The 15,596-nt window shown below is 69.6% G+C and carries 16 protein-coding genes and 1 pseudogene; 5 read left to right on the forward strand and 12 right to left on the reverse strand.

Annotated features, from left to right (window positions below; translation table 11 throughout):
• Positions 1 to 82: 82 nt before the first annotated feature.
• The 3 genes from ACIA1L_RS11375 to ACIA1L_RS11385 are packed head-to-tail and all read right to left on the reverse strand — an operon-like array spanning position 83 to position 2,497.
• Positions 83 to 724, reverse strand: a complete 642-nt coding sequence (locus ACIA1L_RS11375) for an HAD family hydrolase (protein ID WP_396072557.1) — start codon at positions 722 to 724, stop codon at positions 83 to 85.
• Between the two features lie 10 nt (positions 725 to 734).
• The gene (locus tag ACIA1L_RS11380; RefSeq protein WP_396072558.1) at positions 735 to 983 is read right to left on the reverse strand and encodes a glutaredoxin family protein; all 249 of its coding nucleotides are present in this window, start codon (positions 981 to 983) and stop codon (positions 735 to 737) included.
• Positions 980 to 2,497, reverse strand: coding sequence for an AMP-binding protein (locus tag ACIA1L_RS11385; RefSeq protein WP_396072559.1), 1,518 nt, complete (start codon positions 2,495 to 2,497; stop codon positions 980 to 982). The genes ACIA1L_RS11380 and ACIA1L_RS11385 overlap by 4 nt, the downstream gene beginning before the upstream one ends.
• A gap of 311 nt (positions 2,498 to 2,808) precedes the next feature.
• Between ACIA1L_RS11385 and ACIA1L_RS11390 the strand changes: the two genes are divergently transcribed.
• Both ACIA1L_RS11390 and ACIA1L_RS11395 read left to right on the forward strand, forming a co-directional pair.
• Positions 2,809 to 3,741, forward strand: a complete 933-nt coding sequence (locus ACIA1L_RS11390; RefSeq protein ID WP_396072560.1) for an ECF subfamily RNA polymerase sigma factor, BldN family — start codon at positions 2,809 to 2,811, stop codon at positions 3,739 to 3,741.
• Between the two features lie 181 nt (positions 3,742 to 3,922).
• On the forward strand, positions 3,923 to 5,071 hold the full coding sequence (locus ACIA1L_RS11395) for a DUF5667 domain-containing protein (protein ID WP_396072561.1): 1,149 nt from the start codon (positions 3,923 to 3,925) through the stop codon (positions 5,069 to 5,071).
• A 134-nt stretch (positions 5,072 to 5,205) separates the two neighbouring features.
• Here ACIA1L_RS11395 and ACIA1L_RS11400 read toward each other — a convergent pair whose 3' ends face one another.
• The 5 genes and pseudogenes from ACIA1L_RS11400 to ACIA1L_RS11420 all read right to left on the reverse strand — a co-directional run bounded on the left by ACIA1L_RS11400 (position 5,206) and on the right by ACIA1L_RS11420 (position 9,454).
• Positions 5,206 to 6,300, reverse strand: a complete 1,095-nt coding sequence (locus tag ACIA1L_RS11400; RefSeq protein ID WP_396072562.1) for a lysophospholipid acyltransferase family protein — start codon at positions 6,298 to 6,300, stop codon at positions 5,206 to 5,208.
• Positions 6,301 to 6,698: 398 nt separating this feature from the next.
• Positions 6,699 to 7,757, reverse strand: a pseudogene (locus ACIA1L_RS11405) (NAD-dependent epimerase/dehydratase family protein); the annotation flags it as partial.
• Positions 7,758 to 7,827: 70 nt separating this feature from the next.
• On the reverse strand, positions 7,828 to 7,929 hold the full coding sequence (locus tag ACIA1L_RS11410; RefSeq protein WP_007465623.1) for a 30S ribosomal protein bS22: 102 nt from the start codon (positions 7,927 to 7,929) through the stop codon (positions 7,828 to 7,830).
• Positions 7,930 to 8,141: 212 nt separating this feature from the next.
• Positions 8,142 to 8,354: a helix-turn-helix domain-containing protein gene (locus ACIA1L_RS11415; RefSeq protein WP_396072563.1), complete on the reverse strand. Its 213-nt coding sequence runs from the start codon at positions 8,352 to 8,354 to the stop codon at positions 8,142 to 8,144.
• Between the two features lie 179 nt (positions 8,355 to 8,533).
• Entirely contained in the window at positions 8,534 to 9,454 is a 921-nt protein-coding gene (locus ACIA1L_RS11420) for a proline dehydrogenase family protein (protein ID WP_396072564.1), read from the reverse strand.
• 79 nt (positions 9,455 to 9,533) lie between these two features.
• Between ACIA1L_RS11420 and ACIA1L_RS11425 the strand changes: the two genes are divergently transcribed.
• Positions 9,534 to 10,106, forward strand: coding sequence for a CGNR zinc finger domain-containing protein (locus tag ACIA1L_RS11425; RefSeq protein WP_396072565.1), 573 nt, complete (start codon positions 9,534 to 9,536; stop codon positions 10,104 to 10,106).
• A 60-nt stretch (positions 10,107 to 10,166) separates the two neighbouring features.
• Here the strand turns inward: ACIA1L_RS11425 and ACIA1L_RS11430 are convergent, their stop codons facing one another.
• Entirely contained in the window at positions 10,167 to 10,652 is a 486-nt protein-coding gene (locus tag ACIA1L_RS11430) for an FBP domain-containing protein (protein WP_396072566.1), read from the reverse strand.
• Positions 10,653 to 10,712: 60 nt separating this feature from the next.
• On the opposite strand from ACIA1L_RS11430, the gene ACIA1L_RS11435 reads away from it, so the two are divergent.
• The gene (locus ACIA1L_RS11435; RefSeq protein WP_396072567.1) at positions 10,713 to 11,288 is read left to right on the forward strand and encodes a TetR/AcrR family transcriptional regulator; all 576 of its coding nucleotides are present in this window, start codon (positions 10,713 to 10,715) and stop codon (positions 11,286 to 11,288) included.
• On the opposite strand, the gene ACIA1L_RS11440 is transcribed toward ACIA1L_RS11435, so the two are convergent.
• A complete protein-coding gene (locus tag ACIA1L_RS11440; protein WP_396072568.1) occupies positions 11,285 to 12,106 on the reverse strand; it encodes a sugar phosphate isomerase/epimerase family protein in 822 nt (273 codons plus the stop codon). The genes ACIA1L_RS11435 and ACIA1L_RS11440 overlap by 4 nt on opposite strands.
• Before the next feature lie 143 nt (positions 12,107 to 12,249).
• Between ACIA1L_RS11440 and ACIA1L_RS11445 the strand changes: the two genes are divergently transcribed.
• Positions 12,250 to 13,089 carry a hypothetical protein gene (locus ACIA1L_RS11445; protein ID WP_396073040.1) on the forward strand — a complete coding sequence of 280 codons (840 nt, stop codon included), beginning with the start codon at positions 12,250 to 12,252 and terminating at the stop codon, positions 13,087 to 13,089.
• Between the two features lie 269 nt (positions 13,090 to 13,358).
• On the opposite strand, the gene ACIA1L_RS11450 is transcribed toward ACIA1L_RS11445, so the two are convergent.
• Both ACIA1L_RS11450 and ACIA1L_RS11455 read right to left on the reverse strand, forming a co-directional pair.
• A complete protein-coding gene (locus ACIA1L_RS11450; RefSeq protein WP_106127927.1) occupies positions 13,359 to 14,042 on the reverse strand; it encodes a response regulator transcription factor in 684 nt (227 codons plus the stop codon).
• Positions 14,043 to 14,068: 26 nt separating this feature from the next.
• Positions 14,069 to 15,412, reverse strand: coding sequence for a sensor histidine kinase (locus ACIA1L_RS11455; protein ID WP_396072569.1), 1,344 nt, complete (start codon positions 15,410 to 15,412; stop codon positions 14,069 to 14,071).
• Positions 15,413 to 15,596 lie beyond the last annotated feature (184 nt).

Consider the following 15,596-nt stretch of genomic DNA (forward strand, 5'->3'; position numbering starts at 1 on the left):
GCGATCTTGATAGCGGAACTGGACAGAGATCGGGTCCGCGTGCTATCCGGCGCGCCGGCACCCTGTCCGAGTATTACCCGATTCAGCAGTCCGCGGCCAGTGATACCGCTTCCAGCAGCGTGTCCGCGACCGGCAGGCCGGACGCGCGCAGCCGGGTGGGATCGGTGAAACCGCCGGTGTAGAGCACGCATTTCGCACCGACCGAGGCTGCTGCGTCCGCGTCATCGATCGAGTCACCGATCAGCACCGCCTGCTCGCCGGCGACACCCAGCTCGGTGAGATGCCGGGCGAGGTGACCCGCCTTGAAACCGCCATCGACCTCGGTGGGCCGGCCGTCGATCCGGGCGAAAACGCCGGAAAGGCCGCGGGACTCGACGGCCGGAATCAGCTCGTCGTGGAACCACATGGACAGCAGCGACTGGGTGCCGGACCAGGACTTGATCGCGGCCTCAGCGTCAGCGACCAGCGGGATCGTCGTCAGACCCAGCCGATACGCCTGGTGGAAGATCCGGTCGAGCTCCTCGAACTCCTCGTCCGTGATCGCCCGCTCGAGGATCTCGGCGTAGAACTCGGACACCGGCCGCCGGAAGCGCTGGCGGTGCTCGTCGGCCTCGACGCTGCGCCCGCCGACCGCAGCGAACGTGTCGTTCGTCGCGGATACGACAAGCGTCAGATCATCGAGCAGAGTGCCATTCCAGTCCCACACCAGATGAGTACGCGTCACGGCCGTGACGTTACAGCCGAGGTGCCCCCGGCGGTCTAGCCATATCTCGCAGCAGCCGCTCCTCCTCGACCCGCCAGTACCCGTGCTCCTTGCCGTCGAGAATCACCACCGGCACCCGGTCGCCATAGTCGCGTTCCAACTCCACCGAGTCGCCGATCGGCACCCGGGTCCACTGGCCGGGCGCGATCCGGTCGAGCACCGCCTCGGCTTGTTCGCACAGGTGGCAGCCGTCGCGGCTGATCAAGGTCAGGCGGGTCATCGCAGTTCTCCCTTGCGTACCTTGCCGATCGCGGTGTGCGGCAGCTCGGCGACCAGTTCGATGCCGGCCGGCAGTTTGAAGCGGGCGAGCTGCGCGGCGCAGAACACCTGCAGCTCCGCGGGGGTCGGCGCCGGATCCAGCGCCGGGACCACGTACGCGTACGGCGCCTGGCCGGTCAGTTCGTGCGGGACGGCGAGCACCGCCGACTCGGCCACGCCGGGGTGCGCGTCCAGCACCCGCTCGATCTCCGCGGGATAGACGTTGAAGCCGTTGACCAGGATCAGCTCGCCGATCCGGTCGACCAGCACGAGGTCGCCCTCGGCATCGGCGTAGGCAATGTCGCCGGTGCCCCACCAGCCGTCGACTCCGGGACCGCCCCGCCCGTCGGGCCAGTACCCGGAGAAGAGGTTGGCGCCGCGGACGACGATCTCGCCCGGGTCCGTGCCGTCCGCCTCGGCCAGGTCGATTTCGACGTCGTCGGCGAGCTCGGGGGCCGCGGTGCCGTCGTGCCACAGCACGGTGCCGTCCGATGCCCGCAGCAGCAGGGAGACGCCGGGCAGCGGCCGGCCGATCGAGCCGACCTTCTCGCGGTCACTCACCGCGGTCGTGGTGAGGACCGGAGCGGTTTCGGTGAGGCCGTACCCGATCAGGATCGTGCGTCCGGTCGCGGCGGCGAAGCGGGCTGCAACCTCCGGCTCCAACGGCGCTGCGCCGCACACCGAGGTGCGGACCGAGGCAAAGAAGGTCGCCGGCGATGCCGACCAGGCAGCGTACATCGAGGGCACCCCGACAACCGTGGTGACCTGGTGTTCCTTGATCAGCCCCAGGGTGAGGGCCGGATCAAACCGGTCGACGAGCACACCGCACGCGCCGTGGTGAGCCACCGCGCCCAGGCCGGTGTTCAGCCCGTACGCATGAAAGAAGGGAATCGCCAGCAGCACCACGTCGCCGGGCCCGACCACCGGCGGGTCGATCTGCTGCAACTGATCGTGGTTGGCAGCCAACGCACGATGCGTGAGCATCGCGCCCTTCGGCCGCCCACTGGTCCCCGACGTGTAGAGCAGAACCGCAAGATCCGTCGCGGCCGGCGCAGCTGCCGCGCCCGCCGGGCTCTCGGCCGCCAAGAGCGAATGCGAAGGTACGGCCACCCCCTGGCCCAACCGCAGCCGACCCAGCACCGCATCATCGGCAACGACCCGCGCCGCACCGCAGTCAGCCAGCGCATACGTCACTTCGTCCGGGGTGTAGCCGGGGTTCAGTGGCACCGCGACCCGGCCCGCGCGCAGCGTCCCGAAGTAGGCGGCGACGAATTCCGGGGTGTTGCCCAGGATGATCGCGACCCGGTCGCCGGCCTGGGTGCCCTCGGACAGCCGGGCGGCGGCAAGGTCGACGTGGCGGTCCAGGTCGGACCAGGTCAAGGTGGTGTCGGCGGCGATCAGGGCGGCAGCGTCCGGGCGGGTGCGCGCCGCGGCGCGTACCGGGTCGACGGCTGGCTCTTCGGTGAGATCTCCCACGAGGCCCGAGTCTGGCACACAGCGACCCCGAACGGGTGGGTCGCACAGAGCGTCCGCGCCGTCGCCGAGGGTGTCGTTCATCGTGGCAGAAGTTCCCGATGTCGCGTCTGCGCCACTTCGGGATAATTTTGCGCGGCGCACACGGTGTGCGACTCCCTGTGTGCAGACTCCGCAATACTTCCGATCTGTGTAACGGAGTCCACATCCGTGGGTGAGGCCGACCCGCTCTATCGGGGTCGCTTCACCCCGTTTTGTTGTGGACCGCCTTTCGGACACCCCTCATCGACGGCCCGCCGGGTCAAGGAGGCGCAGTGAGTCATGTGTACGCCGGCGATCCGTACGGCCGCAGTTTCTTTGCGGCATATGCCGATGTCCCGGAAGGGCTGAAGGCGATCCGTAAGGGCGTCGCCAACGCGATCCGCGGCGACGGACCCAAGCGCACCCGCAACCGTCCGCACATCAACGAGTCCCCGAGTCGGCACCTGCCGCCCACCGGCAACGTCAAGGGCGGCCGGGTCGCTGTGCCGGGCCGACCGCAACCCCCGCAGCAGCCGGGACCCGAACGCCGGGCCGGCGCGGAGGTCGGCGACCAGACCGTGGTCGTCCCGACCCAGAGCACCACCGGGCCGCCCAGCGAGTCCGAACCGCCCAAGTATCCGGCCCGCCCCGACCCGGGCGACGCCGCCGCCGAAGTGTGGGCCCTGGTCGAACGCGCCCAGGCCGGTGACTCCGCCGCCTTCGGCCTGATCTACGACCGGTACGTGGACACCGTCTTCCGGTTCGTCTACTTCCGCGTCGGCAACCGCCAGCTCGCCGAGGACCTGACCTCCGACACGTTCCTGCGCGCGCTCAAGCGCATCGGCAGCTTCACCTGGCAGGGCCGTGACCTGGGCGCCTGGCTCGTGACGATCGCCCGGAACCTGGTCGCCGACCACTTCAAGTCGGGCCGCTACCGCCTCGAGGTAACCACCGGCGACGTGCTCGACGCCGACCGCGAGGACCGCGGCCCCGAGGGCAGCCCCGAAGCCGCCGTCGTCGACCACATCACCAACGTCGCTCTGCTGACCGCGGTCAAGCAGCTCAACCCGGAACAGCAGGAGTGCATCGTGCTGCGCTTCCTGCAGGGCTTCTCGGTCGCCGAGACCGCCCGCACCATGGGCAAGAACGAGGGCGCCATCAAGGCCCTCCAGTACCGGGCCGTCCGGGCGCTCGCCCGGCTGCTGCCCGAAGGGTTCCAGTGGTGAGGGCAATTTCGGCGATGTCGATCTCTCTCCGTGCTGTGGTGCAGGTCGCACCCGTAACCGGCCCTGCGGTTCGCGCGTTTCTCTGGGTGCGACCCGTGGTGGACCAACGGTCCGCCGGTTCCGTCGCGTTCGTCGGCAGCACTGCCGGCGAAACACTCACGAGCGAAGGAGGGTGCCCGCGATGAAGTTCGACTTCTTCGATCGCCGGAGCGCCGAGCGCTTCGCGGAGCTTCTCGACGAGACTCACGGTGGTCGCCGACACCACGCCCGGGGACAGGCGGACGACGAGCAACTCGCCGAGCTGGTCGCCATCGGGCACAGTCTCTCCGCGGCAAGGACCGGCGCGCAGGTCGACCCCGAGTTCCGGATGGGGCTGCGGGCGATGCTCGTGGCTACCGCCGAGCGGGACGGCATCGGCGCGACTGCCATCGCGCCCGAGCCCGAGCCAGACCTCGTCGAGCCTGCCCGCAAGGCGTTCAGCCTGGCCGGCCGGCGGATCCGCGCCCGTGGAGCCATCGTCATCGGCGTCGCCGCCGGCGCGATGGCCGTTTCCGGAATCTCCGCCGCCAGCGAGAACGCCTCGCCGGGCGACGCCCTGTACGGCGTCAAGCGCTCCACCGAACGCGCCCAGCTCGCCATGGCCGGGTCGGACGTGACCCGAGGTCAACTCTCGCTGACGTTTGCCCGCAACCGGCTCACCGAAGCGGTCGCGATGGCCGGCGACGACCCCAAGTTCCGCGACGCGCTGGACGACATGGACGCCGACACCAAGCAGGGCGTCAAGCAACTGCACTCCGCGGCCGTCACCCGCCAGGACCCGAGCACCCTGGCTTCGGTCGACTCGTTCGTCGAGCGGCAACGCCAGATCCTCAGCCCCGCGCTGGGCGAACTGTCCGGGGCCAACAGCGAACGCGCCAACGAGTCGCTGTCCCTGCTCGAAGCGGTGCAGCAGCGTGCGGAAAACCTCCGCACCGGACTCGCCTGCGACACGGTGACCCAGGCCGGCAGCGACGCGCTCGGCCCCAAGCTGAAGTCCTGCCGCGCCGGCGCCGACAACTCCTCGACCTCGGAACGCCGCCAGGGCCAGCAGGGTCAGGGCGAGAAGTCACCGTCGGACGCCAGCGACGCCAAGAAGACGGCAAAGCCCGAACCCGACAACGACCCGACGGCGAAGCCGGGCACCGGCAAGACGACCGCGCCGAGCCCGTCGAGCCCGGCCGACGACCGCACCACGGAAGAACCGGCCCCGGTGATCTCCGAGGACCCGCTCAACCCGTCGACCGAAGACAAGGGACTGCTGGGCGGGCTGCTCGGCGGCATCTTCGACTGACCCGGCACGCCCGCCACATCTGGCGAGGGGCGGTGCCGACTCTGACGAGTCGGGGCCGCCCCTCAGTGCGTACTGTAAGGCCTCGCTGTCCCCTTGCCCGCCCACCGTTTCGCCGATTGCCAGCGGCGAGACGATCAGGCACCGAACGGGTCGGGACGCTTTTCCAGCAGCGAGTAGATCGTCACCTGGATGGTCTCGCGAACCTGGTCGGCGAGGTTGAACACCACCATCGGGTCGTCCGCGTACTCGGTGAGATGCGCCGTCGGGATCGGCGGGCAGAACTCGATCATCCACTTGCTGGGCAGCGGCACCAGACCCAGCGGCCCCAGCCACGGGAAGGTCGGCGTGACCGGGAAGTACGGCATGCCGAGCAAACGGGCGAGCGGCTTCAGATCCGCCAGAATCGGATAGATCTCCTCCGCGCCGACGATCGCCACCGGCACAATCGGCGTTCCGGTCCGCAACGCCGCCGACACGAAACCGCCACGGCCGAACCGCTGCAGCTTGTACCGCTCGGAGTAGCGCTTACCGATGCCCTTGAAGCCCTCGGGGAAGACGCCGACCAGTTCGCCACTGCTCATCAGCCGCTCGGCATCCGGGTTGCAGGCGACCGTCGCACCGGCCTTGCGGGCCAACTCGGACAGCAACGGCATGCGGAACACCAGGTCAGCGCCGAGCAACCGCAGGTGCCGGTCGCCCGGATGCTGATCCCACAGGGCGGTGGTGAGCATCAGAGCGTCCAGTGCCACCGTGCCGGAGTGGTTGCCGACAACGAGCCCACCGCCGTGCTCCGGCACGTTCTCGATGCCGAACACCTCGGTCCGGAACCAGTCCCGGTAGAGCACGCGCAGCATCGGATGGAACACGGCTGCCGTCAGCTCGGGATCGAACCCGAACTCGTCGACCTCATAGGCACCCGCCAGCCGCCGCCGCAGGAATGACAACCCCCGCGCGATCCGCTGGTCCCACACATCCACGACGTCCGCCGCTGCCCGGACCCCGTCCGCGGACAGCAGGCTGGGCGCTGGGCCTGCAGCAGCCGGCGCGGCTTGGGCCGACGACTCGGACCAGTGAGCGCCCTCGCTGGGCGACGCGCCCCCATCAGCGCCCTGGCTAAGCGGCTCGGTGTGCCGCGCACCCACAGCTGGCTTTCGGACGACGCTTCCCCGGCCAGCTGTTTTGCGGACCGCCGGCTTCGGCACCGAACCGCGCTGCTCCAGCTGGTCCACGGCGGCCTCCTCGGCAGGCTCAGCCGTAGCCTGCCTTTCGGCAGGCCCAGCTGTCGTTGGCCTTTCGGCAGGCCCAGCTGTCGTCGGCCTTTCTGCGGGGGCAGCTGGGTTCTCGACGGCCGCGGGTGCAGGAGTCGCGGGCTTGCGCCGCCGTCGAGCTGCGGGCGGCGGGTCTGGGATCGGGATGGGCCGTGTGCCGTTCACCGACTTGGGCGCGGGTGCCTGCGGCAGGGTGAAGTCGGCATGGCCGGGCAACGACGCGCGGTGTTCGTCCTGGCTCATGACCGCGCGCTTTCGCGTTCACGGACCGGCTCAGGCGCCCCGACCGGTCCGGCACCGTCAACCGTGGCGGATTCGGCAGCGGCGGATGGTGCAGAAGCGGATGCGAACGGCTCGGTAGCAGCGGCGCGGACTCGGCGGATGCCGTCGAGGATGGCGCGCTCGGCGGCCGCAAGTCGGTCGGCGGTCAGCGACGAGCCGTTGCTGTGCCCCTTGATGAAGTCGTCGAAGGCGGCAGCGGTCGTCCGGGGAGAGAAACCGAACTCCTTCACCAGCCGAGCCGTGTCGACCACGCGGCCGTGCACGAACAGGTCGATCTGGTCCAGCCCGATCTCGCCGATACCCACGTTGCGGGCCACCGCACCGAGGGTCGACAGGGTGCCTTCGGGCAGCGGCACAGCAACCCGTCCAGCCCGGCGTACGGCCTGGGACAGCGTGAGCACGCCGGCGCCGGCCACGTTGAAGGTGCCGGGATGATCCTCGACCACCGAGCGGTGCAGGATCTCCAGTGCGTCGTCGACGTGCACGAACTGCAGGCGGGCGTCGCGGCCCAACACGGTGGGCACCACGGGCTGCGCGAAGTAGCGGGTCAGCGACGTCTCGGCGGTCTCGCTGAGGAACGGCGCGAACCGCAGCACGGTCGCCGCGACCTGAGGCCGGCGACGGCGGAAACCCCGGACGTATCCCTCGATGTCGAGGATGTCCCGGGCGAAGGAGCCGCGGGGCACGGCCCGAGGTTCGGTGTCCTCGGTGAAGACGGCCGGGTCGCGGAACGAGGCGCCGTACGCGGCCGTGGAGGAGCGCACGACGAGTTTGCGCAGGCGGGACGCGCCCTGAGCGGCGGCGAGCAGCTGCATCGTGCCGATGACGTTCTGCTCTTTCATCGCCGCGCGCCCGCCATGCTGCGGGTCGGGTGCGCTGGTCACCGCGAGGTGAACGACAGCCTCGGCACCGAGCTCGGCGATGGCACCGGTGGCCGCACGTGCGTCGGCCCGGATCAGCTCGACGTCCGACAGCAGGCCCGACAGGGCCGGCGGCGGATCATGCGGATCCAGGCCGATGACACGCTCGATCCGCGGATCGGCGGCGAGCCGGGACGCTACCCGGGCGCCGAGAAAGCGGCTGACCCCGGTGACCACGACGACCCGCGGTGGGGCCGCGTTCTCGGACGACACCACAGGCGCGCCTCTCACGTGCGGCTTGGGGGATGGCAAGTGAGTGGGGCCGGGTCATGGACCCGGCCGGGCGTCACTTGCCGAGACGGCGACGCTGAACGCGGGTCTTGCGCAGCAGCTTACGGTGCTTCTTCTTCGCCATACGCTTGCGGCGCTTCTTGACCACGGAGCCCATACGTCATGCCTCTCGAACCATGTGGGCCGATCGCTGCGCACAGGAAGAGCACGCCGACCGGACTGACAACGGTTTGCCCCTCGACCGCGATGCGCAAACGCACGCGGGAATCAGGGGACGAACCGCTCCAGCGTACCGGCCCGACGGATGCGGGACCACAACGGCCCCGACTCCGCACCCGGCGCGCCCGGCCCGGCGGGCCATCGAGCCGCCTAAGCGGTCTGCGAGAAAGCTCCCCGCAGGTACGTGTGCACGGCGTGCTCGGGCACCCGGAACGACCGCCCCACCCGTACGGCGCTCAGCTCGCCACCGTGCACCAGCCGGTAGACGGTCATCTTGGAGACCCGCATGAGCGCGGCGACCTCGGCCACGGTCAGGAAGTGCACCTCGGCAAGGCGCTCCTCTGCTTGAACTGGACCCGTCATCTCCCCGCACCGATCCCTTATCCAGGCGCCTCCGCCGCGGCCGGTCAGGCCTTGCGCCGCGGCGGGTGGGCGCGCGTGTCATCAGTACGGTATCGAGACGGCTGTTACCAGGGCGTTGCGTTCCGTGAATTGCTCTCAGAAAGTCAAGCGGACACGCGGGTTTTATCCCGAATAGTGACCTACTTCTTACTGGTGAGCGCTTTGCTGAAGAACGCCAGATTCGCCGGGCGCTCGGCGATGCGGCGCATGAGGTAGCCGTACCACTCGTCGCCGTACGGGACGTAGACGCGGACCGTGTTGCCCTCGCCGGACAGCCGGGCCTGCTCCTCCGGGCGGATGCCGTAGAGCATCTGGAACTCGAACTCGTCGGGGCGGCGGTCGAACCAGCGGGCCCGGTCCTCGGCGATGGCGATGATCCGCGGGTCGTGCGAGGCGATCATCGGGTAGCCGTCGCCGGACATCAGGATGTTCAGGCAGCGCACGTACGCCTTGTCGACGTCGAGCGCCGACTGGTACGCCACCGACTCGGGCTCGGCGTACGCGCCCTTGCACAGCCGCACCCGTGAACCGGCACTAGCCAGCTCCCGGCAGTCGCCCTCGGTCCGCCGCAGGTACGCCTGGAGCACCGCGCCCGTGCTCGGGTAGTCCTTCCGCAGCTCGGCGAGGATCTCCAGGGTCGAATCGGTGGTGGTGTGGTCCTCCATGTCGAGGGTCACCGTGGTGCCCGCGTCACTCGCCGCGGCACAGATCGCGCGCGCGTTCTCGTACGCCATCCGGTCGTCGATCTTCTGGCCCAGCGCCGACAACTTCAGGCTGACCTCGGCCGCCGGCGTCAGGTCGGCGTCCTTGAGTCGACCGAGCAGTGTGAGGTACTGATCCTTGGTGGCCGTCGCCTGCTCCACCGTCAGCGTGTCCTCGCCGAGGTAGTCCAGAGTGATCGACAGACCGTCGTCGGCCAGCGCGCTGGTGGCGCGCAGTGCGTCATCGACGCCGGTCCCGGCGACGAACCGCGTGACGATCCCCTTGGTGACGGGGGCGGTCGAAATAAGCCGCTCCATCCGGGATGACCGGGCGGCGGCGAGGAAGACGGAACGGAGCATGAGGCGAGCGTATCGCCCGGCTCCCAGTTGATCGCGGCGGAGCCACCACCGCCGATGGCGCATCACCGGCATGCCAACCATGTCGGTCACGGACCTGGGCGGTTACGGTTGTCGGGTGAACTTCGATGCGTACGCGCGTACGGCGGTGGAGCTGGTCAACGCGGGGCTGGACGACCTCGCCGGGTTGCGGGCGCTGTTCGCCGGTGAGCTCGAGTGGATGGCCGAGGAGGTCACCGAAAAGGACCTGACGGTGTTCCGTCGCGCCCAGCGCCGACTCCGCGATGTCTTCGAGTTCGGCACCTCCGGCCGCGACGTCAACGCCGTCGACGAATTGAACGCGCTCCTCGAGGCGTACCCGGTGCAGCCGCGGATCTCCGGTCATGACGCAAGCGATTGGCACATGCACGTCACCAGCCGCGGCGCCTCGGTCAGCGCCGAGTTCCTGGCCGGCGCGGCCTGGGGTTTGTCGGTCTGGCTCTGCGAATACGGCAGTGCCCGTTTCGGCATCTGCGCCGACGACCGCTGCGGGAATGTCTATCTGGACACGTCGTCCAACAACTGCCGCCGGTTCTGTTCCGAGCGGTGCGCGACCCGCTCCCACGTCGCCGCTCACCGCGCCCGCAAGCGCGCCGCGACTCTCACTCCCGCCTGAACCGCCCGGGGGCGTCGGCCACCCTGACCAAGGGAGCCGAGTCTCGGCGGACGCCGGTGATCATTCGGCGATCCGCCGGAGGAACGCCATCAGCGCGGCGACCGTCCGGTCGATCTTCTCGTCGATGGTGATCGTCTCGTCGATGCGCCGCCCGGCGTTCTTCTTGCCGCGGACATACAGCGAGCAGTCCAGGTCGGTGCAGATGTACGCCCCGACCGAGTTGCCCTGCCTGCCCTCCCGACCAGCCTTGCGTGCGGTCATCAGGGAGACGCCGTCGCCGGTGTGGGTGGTCAGGCACAGCGAGCACATACTGCGCCGGACCCGCCCGGTCTGCTGGGCGACCCGCAGCGAGACGCCGATGTGCCCGGCAGCAGACTCGGCGACGAGATAGGCGCGTTGCGGGGCGGCCGGGTCCTGCCAGCCGAGAAAGTCGAGGTCGTCCCACCGCAACTCGTCCAGGTCACGCGGCATGGCTAGGCGCTTGACCTCACCCGCCGTGCAGTTGACGAAGGAAGAGCGAATCGCCGCCTCGGAGATCGGTCTCATAGCCAATAGCCTAGGATCTCTAGGCAAATGATTTAAAGCCCTAGGTTAGGAAGGTCACGGATGCCCCGAGCGCGGTTGACAGTCGAACGCCTCACCGAGGCGGCCGCGGACCTCGCCGACGAGGTCGGCTTCGCCAACGTCACGGTCTCGGCGCTCGCCCGCCAGTTCGGCGTCAAGGACGCGAGCCTCTATTCGCACCTCAAGAACGTCCATGACCTGCGGGTTCGTGTCGCGCTGCTGGCCCTGGCAGAGCTGGCTGACGAGGCCGCCGCGGCGCTGGCAGGGCGCGCAGGCAAGGACGCACTGATCGCCTTCGCCGGCGCGTACCGCGACTACGCGAAACGCCATCCGGGCCGTTACGCAGCGATGCAGACTGACCTGGACCCGGAGACCGCGCGAGCCAGCGCCGGCCCGCGGCATGCCGAGCTGACCCGGGCGATCCTGCGCGGCTACGACCTGCCCGAGCCGGACCAGACCGACGCGATCCGGATGATGCACAGCACGTTCCACGGCTTCGTGAGCCTCGAGAAGTCCGGCGGTTTCCGCCACCACCCGCGCTCCACGGACACGTCCTGGGCCAGCACGCTGGATGCCCTCGACCGGGCCCTCAAGAACTGGCCCCGCCGGGCGGGTTAGGCCGAGGTGACAGCGGGCGCGGTCGACCCGGCCGGGGCCAGGTGCCGACGCGCGAACTCCAGCGATTCCCGCAGGTCCTGGACCCGGACTTCACGGCTGGTCACCTTGCGGGTGGAGACCTCCAACGCCACGGAACCCCGGAATCCCCGGCCGGCCAGCGATCGCAGCAACTCAGCGCAAGGCTGGTTACCGCGGCCGGGGACCAGGTGCTCGTCGCGGCCTTCCCCGGTGCCGTCACCCAGGTGCACGTGCTTCAGGCCCGACCCCATCCGGTCGGCCATCTCCAGCGAATCGGTCCGGGCCGCCGCGCAATGCGAAAGATCCAGCGTGTACGCGTCGTAGCCGGCTTCCGTCGGATCCCACCCCGGCACGTACGGCACGAAGGTCCGCCCCGCCATCCGTACCGGATACATGTTCTCGATGGCGAAACTGATATCCGGATGCCGGGCCTGCACCTTCGCCAGTCCTTGGGCGAAGTTGCGGGCGTAGTCGCGCTGCCACGTGAACGGCGGATGCACCACCACGGTCGGCGCGCCCAACGTCTCGGCCAGCTGTGCGGCCCGGGACAGCCGCTCCCACGGGTCGGGGCTCCACACCCGCTGAGTCACCAGCAGGCAGGGTGCGTGCACCGACAGGACCGGCACGCCGTAGTGCTTCGCCAGGCCCTGCAACGCGCCGGCGTCCTGGCTGACGGCATCCGTCCAGACCATCACCTCGACGCCGTCGTAACCCACCGTCGCCGCCATCTCGAACGTGGCCGCGGTCGGCTCAGGAAAGACGGAAGAGCTGGACAGGAGTACGGGGACACGGGAAGCCACGTGCCAAGGGTAGACCCGTCCGGCACCGCTGCCACTTCCTCGGTCGGTATACATGGGGGCAAACCCGACCCGCTGAACGCGACCGGCCGGCGGGCGCGCGTACGCTGTGGCAGGTGAGTCGACGCACCCAACTCCGCATCGTGATGGACGACGCGGCAGCCGCCCGCGCCCGTGAGGTGAAGCTCGACTTTCCTCGCGAATGGATCGAGTTCACCGACCCCGCCGACGACCAGCACGTCGTCCGTGCCGATCTGACCTGGCTGCTGTCCCGGTGGACCTGCGTCTTCGGCTCCGCCTGCCACGGCATCATCGCCGGCCGCCCTCAGGACGGCTGCTGCTCGCACGGCGCCTTTTTCACCGACGCCGACGACGAGAACCGCACCAAGCGCGCCGCCGCGAAGCTGACCCCGGACAACTGGCAGCACTACCGCCGCGGCTTCAAGAACTACACCGAGATGGACACGGTCGACGGCTCCAAGCCCGCCCGCCGCACCGCCACACAGTCGGAGGACGGTCCCTGCGTCTTCCTCAACGACGCCGACTTCCCCGGCGGCGGCGGCTGCGCATTGCACGCCCAGGCGCTCCGCGACGGCGTCCACCCGCTCACCTACAAGCCGGACGTCTGCTGGCAGCTCCCCGTCCGCCGTGAACAGGACTGGACCAAACGCGCCGACGGCACCAAATACCTGCTGTCCACCCTCACCGAGTTCGACCGGCGCGGCTGGGGCCCCGGCGGCCACGACCTCGACTGGTGGTGCACGTCCTCCCCGGACGCCCACGTCGGCACCGAACCCATGTTCAAGTCGTACGGCCCCGAACTCGCCGCCCTCATCGGCCAGGACGCCTACACCGAACTGGCTCGCCTCTGCACCGACCGCCTCCAGTCAAAAATGGTCGCCCCCCACCCCGCCACGGTAAAAGCCCAAGAGGCAAACAAACCCAAAAAGCGCCCCGGCCGCGAACCCGCGACCCCACCCCAGTAGGCCCGTCAGCAAAAGGGCTAGGCCGAGTCGGCACGAAGCGCGACGGCGAAACTAGCCGCAAGGAAACGCGGCGACGGCGCCCCCGTGACTCGTCCAGCGCGGAAAAGCTAGAAACCGCCCACGGCCGTATCTGAGAAAGCAGCCGCCGCCGGGCCGCGAAAGCGCGACCAAAGTCGGCTTCGGGGGATGGAATGGCCCACGCAGGGATCAAGCCTGACCGCCCGGAGTGGGTCATTCCATCCCCCGAAGCCCCCACCGTGACCAAAGAATCACGGCTCGAACTTATAGCCCAGCCCCCGCACCGTCACGATGTACCGAGGCGCACTCGGCTCAGGCTCCACCTTCGACCGCAACCGCTTCACATGCACGTCGAGCGTCTTGGTGTCGCCGACATAATCAGCACCCCAGACGCGATCGATGAGCTGCCCGCGAGTCAGCACCCGGCCCGCGTTGCGCAGCAGCAGCTCGAGCAGCTCGAACTCCTTGAGCGGCAGCTGCACGCCGGCACCGTCCACGGTTACGACGTGCCGTTCGACGTCCATCCGCACCGGCCCCGCCGCCAGCGTCGGCGTGGAGACTTCGGCGGCCTCCGCACCCTGGCGCCGAAGCACGGCCCGGATGCGGGCGACGAGCTCCCGCGGTGAATACGGCTTGGTGACGTAGTCGTCGGCCCCGATCTCCAGCCCGACAACCTTGTCGATCTCGCTGTCCCGGGCGGTCACCATGATGATGGGTACGGCGGACCGCTGCCGCAGCTGCCGACACACCTCGGTGCCGGACATCTCAGGCAACATGAGGTCGAGCAGGACGATGTCGGCGCCGGTCCGGTCGAACTGGGTCAGCGCCGAAGTGCCGGTCGGGGCGACCGAAACCTCGAAGCCCTCCTTGCGGAGCATGTACGACAGGGCGTCGGAGAACGACTCTTCATCCTCGACCACGAGCACGCGAGCCAATGGGGGTTCCTTTCCAGTGCCGGCCGTCAGGCCGAGGGGAGCCCGGCCGCGCCGGACTCGATCTCAATCGCCGCCGGTAACGGCAGCGGGGACTCCGGGGGGCGCGCCGGTAGGCGCAGGGTGAACGTCGAACCGCCGCCGAGTGTGCTGGACACCTCGACCCGGCCGCCGTGGTTGGTGGCGATGTGTTTGACGATCGCCAGGCCGAGGCCGGTGCCGCCGGTGGACCGCGACCGGGCCTGGTCGGCTCGATAGAACCGCTCGAAGATCCGGTCGACGTCGTGCGGCGCGATGCCGATGCCCTGATCGCTGACGTCGACCTCGATCCAGTCGTCGGTCTGCCGCAGGGCCAGCGCGACCTGGGTGTCCTCGCCGGAATACGCGATGGCGTTCTCCACGAGATTGGTCACCGCCGTGGCAATCTGGCTGGCGCTCCCCCAGCCGGTCGCACCCTTCGGGCCGGAATAGACGACCTCGATCTGCTTGGCCGCCGCGGTGGTACGGGTCCGGTCGACGACCTCGGCGATGACCCAGTCGAGCGCCACCGGCTCCGGGGTGGGCAGCGGCTCGGCGCCCTGCAGGCGGGTCAGCTCGAGCAGTTCGTTGACCAGCCGGCCCATCCGGGCCGACTCGTGATGGATGCGTTCGGCGAACCGGCGGGCCGCGATCAGGTCCTCGGACTGCGCTTCCGGCGCGGTCTCCGGCATCGAGGTTGCGTCAAGCAGCGCCTCGGACAGCAGCTGCAGCGCGCCGATCGGGGTCTTGAGCTCGTGGCTCACGTTCGCGACGAAGTCTCGGCGTACCCGCGCCAGCCGGTGCGATTCGGTGACGTCGGCTGCCTCGACCGCCACATGCGTGGAGTTCAGCGCGACCGCCCGCAAGTGCAGCCCGAGCGGCGCCTGGGCGTTACCGGCCCGGCCGCGGGGCAGATCAAGTTCCACTTCCCGGCGTACGCCCGTACGGCGTACCTGGCCGGCCAGCGTCCGCAGGATCGGATGCGCGGCGAGTGTTCCGGGGGCCCCGCCGGAGCGCAGCAGGCCCATCGCCCGCGCCGCGGGGTTCACCAGGACGGGGTGGTCCTCCGCGTCCAGCACCACCACGCCCACCCGCAGCGAGTCGAGGCTCTTCCGGCCCAGGCCCTTGAGCCCGTGTTTGCCGCTCGGCCCGTCGTCGGTGTCGATCTTCGGTCCCCCCTCGTCAGGCGCGGCCACCCGGTCCCGTGCGGCCGCCTTGTCGCGCGCAGCTGCTTTGTCCCGCGCGGTCGGCGCCACCGCCCGCTTCTGCCCGAAGAACCGGGACAGCAGCCAGCCCGCCGCCCCGCCGACGGCGAGGGCGGTCAGGAGGAGGGCAATGCCGTACACCGGGTCCACGCAGCGATCGTAGGGTCATTGTTTACCTGGACAGTAGGAATATTCGGACAAATCCGGCACGCTTAGAATAATGTTCACCACCCGGCCCGGCGTCGTTCACCGCCGTTCATGTACAGGCCGCCGGACCCTCCTAGCGTGGCCCCTGCAAGCCCTGCACACCCGGCTCCCGGCCCACCCCGGCCGA

It is taken from the genome of Actinoplanes sp. NPDC051859 (assembly GCF_044452725.1).
Lineage (GTDB): Bacteria > Actinomycetota > Actinomycetes > Mycobacteriales > Micromonosporaceae > Actinoplanes.

Excerpts from the sequence above, each read along its gene's own strand:
- ACIA1L_RS11380 (WP_396072558.1), bottom strand. The coding sequence starts at position 983 with ATGACCCGCCTGACCTTGATCAGCCGCGACGGCTGCCACCTGTGCGAA.
- ACIA1L_RS11395 (WP_396072561.1), top strand. The coding sequence starts at position 3,923 with ATGAAGTTCGACTTCTTCGATCGCCGGAGCGCCGAGCGCTTCGCGGAG.
- ACIA1L_RS11410 (WP_007465623.1), bottom strand. The coding sequence starts at position 7,929 with ATGGGCTCCGTGGTCAAGAAGCGCCGCAAGCGTATGGCGAAGAAGAAG.
- ACIA1L_RS11415 (WP_396072563.1), bottom strand. The coding sequence starts at position 8,354 with ATGACGGGTCCAGTTCAAGCAGAGGAGCGCCTTGCCGAGGTGCACTTC.
- ACIA1L_RS11420 (WP_396072564.1), bottom strand. The coding sequence starts at position 9,454 with ATGCTCCGTTCCGTCTTCCTCGCCGCCGCCCGGTCATCCCGGATGGAG.
- ACIA1L_RS11425 (WP_396072565.1), top strand. The coding sequence starts at position 9,534 with ATGTCGGTCACGGACCTGGGCGGTTACGGTTGTCGGGTGAACTTCGAT.
- ACIA1L_RS11430 (WP_396072566.1), bottom strand. The coding sequence starts at position 10,652 with ATGAGACCGATCTCCGAGGCGGCGATTCGCTCTTCCTTCGTCAACTGC.
- ACIA1L_RS11435 (WP_396072567.1), top strand. The coding sequence starts at position 10,713 with ATGCCCCGAGCGCGGTTGACAGTCGAACGCCTCACCGAGGCGGCCGCG.
- ACIA1L_RS11445 (WP_396073040.1), top strand. The coding sequence starts at position 12,250 with ATGGACGACGCGGCAGCCGCCCGCGCCCGTGAGGTGAAGCTCGACTTT.